6 protein-coding genes are annotated in these 5,540 nt (G+C 52.7%); 5 read left to right on the top strand and 1 reads right to left on the bottom strand.

The features are described from left to right. Positions 1-227 precede the first annotated feature (227 nt). Both HMPREF3050_RS11320 and prfB read left to right on the top strand, forming a co-directional pair. Complete coding sequence (locus tag HMPREF3050_RS11320; protein WP_070774854.1) at positions 228-896, top strand: XAC2610-related protein; 669 nt, start codon at positions 228-230, stop codon at positions 894-896. A 164-nt stretch (positions 897-1,060) separates the two neighbouring features. After that, positions 1,061-2,164 carry a peptide chain release factor 2 gene (prfB, locus tag HMPREF3050_RS11315; RefSeq protein ID WP_002215143.1) on the top strand — a complete coding sequence of 368 codons (1,104 nt, stop codon included), beginning with the start codon at positions 1,061-1,063 and terminating at the stop codon, positions 2,162-2,164. A gap of 88 nt (positions 2,165-2,252) precedes the next feature. Here prfB and HMPREF3050_RS11310 read toward each other — a convergent pair whose 3' ends face one another. Next, positions 2,253-2,735 carry a TlpA disulfide reductase family protein gene (locus HMPREF3050_RS11310; protein WP_049226079.1) on the bottom strand — a complete coding sequence of 161 codons (483 nt, stop codon included), beginning with the start codon at positions 2,733-2,735 and terminating at the stop codon, positions 2,253-2,255. Positions 2,736-2,923: 188 nt separating this feature from the next. Between HMPREF3050_RS11310 and arsC the strand changes: the two genes are divergently transcribed. From arsC to gltX, 3 genes are all read left to right on the top strand, one after another. Next, positions 2,924-3,283 carry an arsenate reductase (glutaredoxin) gene (arsC, locus tag HMPREF3050_RS11305; protein ID WP_070774853.1) on the top strand — a complete coding sequence of 120 codons (360 nt, stop codon included), beginning with the start codon at positions 2,924-2,926 and terminating at the stop codon, positions 3,281-3,283. 22 nt (positions 3,284-3,305) lie between these two features. Then, a complete protein-coding gene (locus tag HMPREF3050_RS11300; RefSeq protein ID WP_070774852.1) occupies positions 3,306-3,977 on the top strand; it encodes a YdcF family protein in 672 nt (223 codons plus the stop codon). Between the two features lie 110 nt (positions 3,978-4,087). Further along, positions 4,088-5,482 carry a glutamate--tRNA ligase gene (gltX, locus tag HMPREF3050_RS11295; protein WP_070774851.1) on the top strand — a complete coding sequence of 465 codons (1,395 nt, stop codon included), beginning with the start codon at positions 4,088-4,090 and terminating at the stop codon, positions 5,480-5,482. Positions 5,483-5,540 lie beyond the last annotated feature (58 nt).

The raw sequence follows: 5,540 nt of genomic DNA, 5'->3' as shown, positions 1-5,540 counted from the left end.
GCCGTACTGGTTTAAAGTTAATCCACTATACACAACACTTTCCCGCCTATCTGCACACCTTTCCTGCTTTCAGACGACCTTTTGTCATTTTGTAAAGCAAGGATAAGAAAATTATGAAAGAATACCTGTTTGGCTTAATTGCCCTTGCTGCCTGACATGAAGAGGGTTACTCTTCTGCATAATTTTGATTTCATTACCCGGTCGGGGTTAAACGTAAAGGAACTTTGATGAAAAAATACCTCATGCTATTTGCTCTTTTCGCCGCTGCCGGCGCTCAGGCAAAAGAATTTTTCCGTGTGACCGATCTGCCCGACGGCTGGCAGGCGCATATTTCTGTCGAGGGCTGCAAAGACAATCATTGCGGCGGCAAAGGCGCGGTGTTTTTGTATCACCCTAAGAAGGAAACCACAAATGTTTTTAAGAGTGACGACCTGATATTTGAACGCGGCGAAGGCAGCAAAATCTCTGCGGCAAAAAGCCCTTTGATTATGAAAGACTTCACCTTTGACGGACGCAAGGATATTGCCGTTGCAACCGGCAATAAAGGCCCTAAAAACTCTCCTACATACGACATCTACGAGCAAGGCGAGTATGGTGATTTTAGCCAAAGTTATTCACTGACTGAATTGACCAAGAATTACATGGGGATGTTCCGCGTCGACAACAAACAAAAAGCCCTGATTGTGACGAATGAAGTCGACTGCTGCACCCGTATCGAAGAACGCTACCGTTACAACCACGATGAGTATAGTCTGGTGCCGTTCTACTCCCGTTCAGTCGATACCTCTGACGAGGACAAGGTCGTGGTAACTGAAACCCGAACCGACCGTCGTGGCAACGAGAAAACCACTACCCGAACCTACACCCCCGCACAATGGCAGCGTCTGAATAAATAATCCGGTCAGACCGGATATGAATCCGCCACATAGCTGGCGGATAATGCAAACGCAAAGGTCGTCTGAAAACTTGAGATTCAGGTTTTCAGACGACCTTTATCATAGAAAAAAGCCCGCAAATCCCTTACAATACGCCCCTAAAATTTTGAAAGAACACAAGAATCATGGAAGCCGAAGTAATCAACCAGCTCAACAACACCCTGAACGATTTGGAAAAGCGCAGCGAAGACATCCGCGTCTATATGGACTATCAGGGCAAGAAAGACCGATTGGAAGAAGTCATCGGCCTTTCCGAAGACCCTGAGCTGTGGAATGACCCCAAACGCGCCCAAGAAATCGGCAAAGAGCGCAAAATCCTCGAAGGCATCGTGTTGACGCTCGACAACATCGCGTCGGGCATCGAAGACAACCGAATGCTGATTGAAATGACCGTCGAAGAAAACGACGAAGAAGGTTTCGCCGCCGTGCAAGAAGACGTGGCGGGACTGGAAAAACAGATGGCGGATTTGGAGTTCAAACGGATGTTCAACCAGCCCGCCGACCCGAACAACTGCTTTATCGACATCACCGCAGGCGCGGGCGGTACGGAAGCAGAAGACTGGGCGGGTATGCTGTTCCGCATGTACAGCCGCTACGCCGAGCGCAAAGGCTTCAAAATCGAAATCCTCGAAGAAGACGACGGCGAAATCGCGGGCATCAACCGCGCCACCATCCGAGTTGAAGGCGAATACGCCTACGGCTTGCTGCGCACGGAAACCGGCGTTCACCGCTTGGTACGTTACTCGCCGTTTGACTCGAACAACAAACGCCACACCTCGTTTGCCTCCGTGTTCGTCTATCCCGAAATCGACGATTCCATCGAAATCGAAATCAACCCCGCCGATTTGCGAATCGACACCTATCGCGCATCGGGCGCGGGCGGTCAGCACATCAACAAAACCGACTCTGCCGTGCGTATTACCCACGAGCCGACAGGGATTGTGGTGCAATGTCAAAACGACCGTTCGCAACACGCCAACAAAGCCGCTGCGATGGAAATGTTGAAATCCAAACTGTATGAATTGGAAATGCGCAAACGCAACGAAGAGAAACAAGCGTTGGAAGAAGGCAAGTCCGATGTGGGTTGGGGCAGCCAAATCCGTTCGTACGTCTTGGACTCCTCACGCATCAAAGACTTGCGCACGGGCTACGAAGTCGGCAACACCAAAGCCGTATTGGACGGCGATTTGGACGGTTTCATCGAAGCCAGCCTGAAACAGGGCGTGTAAACCTCAAAATATCAAAAGGTCGTCTGAAAACCAGAGATTTCGGTTTTCAGACGACCTTTTTGTTTTCTCAGTTCGCTTTCAGCCTGGCTTATTTACATTTTTCTTTAGCCGCATTGACGGCGGCGGTCAGGCTTTTTTCGTTGACTTCGCCGGTGATGGTTTGTTTGTAGCCGCATTTCGGGGCTTCGACGACGGTGAACGGCAATACGCCGACGTTGTTGCCGTAAGACTTCATGAAATTGCGGCTGTCTGCGCCAGTATAGCGCCAAACATGATAGCTGACGGGGGTTTGTTTCAGGAATTTGCCGATGTTGTCGGAAGTATCCAACGCGATACCGACCATATCGACGCTGCCTTTTTTCTGCGCTTTGTACCATGTGGACATGGCGGGCATTTCCTTACGGCACGGACCGCACCAGGTCGCCCACAGGTTCACCACGCGCACAGGCGCTTTGAGCGATTGCAGGCTTTGCGGTTTGTTGTCGTTCCAGCCTGCCAGCGGGTCGGCGGCAAACGCAGGGGCAGACAGGGCGGCGGTCATCAAAACAGAGGCAAGCAATAATTTTTTCATAAGTTCCATCCTTTGCATCAATCAGATGAACGCATTGTAACCCCTTTCAGCGTGCTGTCTATGGAGAAAATGAAGATGTTGGATTTTAGCGGTAAAAAATGACGATTATTGGGTGATAAGTTGAGGAAATCGCCAAGGCAGCCGATAATAAAGCCCATCAGCAAAATCTAAAAACATCGGAGAACCCTATGTCGTCTGAATTCACGCTCTACCACAATCCCCGTTGCAGCAAATCGCGCGCCGCTTTCGACCTGTTCGAAGCGCGCGGCATCAAAGCCGAAGTCGTCAAATACCTCGACACTCCGCCCGATTTGGCAACGCTGCAAGACATCTTTGCCAAGCTGGGCTTGGAATCCGTACGCGGCATGATGCGCGTCAAAGACGACTTGTACAAAGAACTCGGTTTGGACAATCCCGACCTCGACAACCAAGCCTTGCTCGAAGCCATCGCCACCCACCCTGCCCTGCTCGAACGCCCCATCCTGACCACACAGGACAAAGCCGCCATCGGCAGACCGCTCGAAAACATCGAAGCCCTGTTGGACTGAAGCGCGGGAAGGCCGTCCCTACATGATTTCCCTGTTCCGCAGCCGCAACGGCTTGCGCTACTACCTCTTTCGCGGCATAGGCCTGAGTATCCTGTTGGTACTCGGCATATTCGGCGAGGGCGCATGGCAGGTGTACCACACCGGCTCGCAGCCGCTGCCGCGTCATGTCCGCGCCGATGCCGCCCTCGTGCTCGGCGCCGCCGCGTGGGACAAACGGCCTTCGCCCATCTTCCGCGAACGCATCAACCACGCCATCACCCTCTACCAAAGCCACCGTGTCGAAAAAATCGTTTTCACCGGCGGAACACCCAAAAAAGGCTACATGACCGAAGCCGAAGTCGGTCGTCGCTACGCCCTCAAACAAGGCATACCTGCGCACAACATCCTCTTTGAAAACACCTCGCGCAACACCTACGAAAACATCCGCAATATCCGCCCGATATTGCGCGCCGAGGGCATCGGAAGCATCATCATCGTCAGCGACCCCTACCACCTCGCCCGCGCCCTCGAAATCGCCTCCGACCTCGACATCGAAGCCTACATCTCCGCCACGCCGACCACGCGGTTCGACCAAAGCAAGGAAAAAAACAAATTCCTGCTTCAAGAAAGCTACGCCCTCTTCCTCTACCGCATCGGCAAATGGAGCGAAAACTTTTGGGACTGGCTGACGATGAGTAAAACAGAAGACGAATAAAGGAAAAAAGGTCGTCTGAAAACCGAATTTTCAGGTTTCAGACGACCTTTCATTGTCCGATTCCGTCTAAAAACAGTAAAATACCCGTTTTAAAAGATTCTGGAGCCATCATGACCGTTAAAACCCGTTTCGCCCCCAGCCCCACCGGCTACCTGCACATCGGCGGCGTGCGCACCGCCTTGTTTTCATGGGCGTTTGCCCGCCATCACAAAGGTGAGTTCCTATTGCGTATCGAAGACACCGACTTGGCGCGTTCCACCGCCGAATCCGTCAACATCATCCTCGACGGCATGAAATGGGTCGGTCTCGATTACGACAACGCCGACAACGTCGTGTACCAAACCCGCCGCTTCGACCGCTACAAAGAAGTCATCGCCGAACTCTTGGAAAAAGGCGCCGCCTACTACTGCTATTGCAGCAAAGAAGAGCTGGAAGCCATGCGCGAGAAAGCCGAAAAAGAAGGCACGGCAACTTACGACCGCCGCTGGCGCCCCGAAGCAGGCAAAACCCTGCCCGAAATCCCTGCCGACGTACAACCCGTCGTCCGTTTCAAAACGCCTTTAGACGGCGTTACTAAGTGGACGGATTTGGTCAAAGGCGAAATCTCCATTCCCAACGAAGCACTCGACGACCTGATTATCGCCCGCGCCGACAGTACGCCTACCTACAACTTCTGCGTCGTCGTGGACGACTACGACATGGGCGTTACCCACGTTATCCGCGGCGACGACCATGTGAACAACACCCCGAAACAAATCAACATCTTAAAAGCCATCGGCGCGAATCTGCCCGAATACGGCCACCTGCCCATGATTCTCAACGAACAAGGCAAAAAAATCTCCAAACGCAGCGGCGATACCGTCGCCATCACCGATTTCGGCGCGATGGGCATTCTGCCCGAAGCCATGCTCAACTATCTGGCGCGTTTGGGCTGGGCGCACGGCGACGACGAGTTCTTCACGATGGAACAATTCATCGAATGGTTTGATTTGAAAGACGTTTCCCCATCTCCAAGCCGCATGGACTTGAAAAAGCTCTACTGGATTAACGGCGAACACATCAAAATCACGCCCAACGAAAAACTCGCCGAACTCGTCAAACCCCGCCTTGCCCTGCGCGACATTTACGACACGGCAAAACCCGCGTTGGAAGACGTGTTGGCACTGGTCAAAGACCGCGCCCAAGACCTGAACACGCTCGCCGACGAGTGCCTCTACTTCTACGTCAAACAAACGCCCGCCGAAGCGGACGTGCAGAAACATTGGGACGACGAAGCCGCCGCCCGTATGCTGCGCTTTGCCGAACGCCTTGAAGGGCTGGAAGAATGGAACGCCGAAGCCATCCACGACCTGTTCAAACCCTTCTGCGACGAAGAAGGCATCAAAATGGGCAAACTCGGCATGCCCCTGCGCCTCGCCGTCTGCGGCACGGCAAAAACCCCCAGCGTTGATGCCGTGTTGGCATTAATCGGTAAGGAAGAAGTGTTGAAACGGATTCGTTCTTAAAAAGTTGAAAAGGTCGTCTGAAAATTTTCAGACGACCTGAGACCTTTGCAAAATTCCC

This window comes from Neisseria sp. HMSC065D04, assembly GCF_001815675.1.
GTDB lineage: Bacteria > Pseudomonadota > Gammaproteobacteria > Burkholderiales > Neisseriaceae > Neisseria.
Note: the sequence above shows the minus strand (reverse complement) of the source record. Positions and strands in the feature narration are given on the sequence as shown.

Coding starts and splice junctions, on each gene's coding strand:
- HMPREF3050_RS11310 (WP_049226079.1), bottom strand. CDS start 2,735: ATGAAAAAATTATTGCTTGCCTCTGTTTTGATGACCGCCGCCCTGTCT.
- prfB (WP_002215143.1), top strand. CDS start 1,061: ATGGAAGCCGAAGTAATCAACCAGCTCAACAACACCCTGAACGATTTG.
- HMPREF3050_RS11320 (WP_070774854.1), top strand. CDS start 228: ATGAAAAAATACCTCATGCTATTTGCTCTTTTCGCCGCTGCCGGCGCT.
- HMPREF3050_RS11300 (WP_070774852.1), top strand. CDS start 3,306: ATGATTTCCCTGTTCCGCAGCCGCAACGGCTTGCGCTACTACCTCTTT.
- arsC (WP_070774853.1), top strand. CDS start 2,924: ATGTCGTCTGAATTCACGCTCTACCACAATCCCCGTTGCAGCAAATCG.
- gltX (WP_070774851.1), top strand. CDS start 4,088: ATGACCGTTAAAACCCGTTTCGCCCCCAGCCCCACCGGCTACCTGCAC.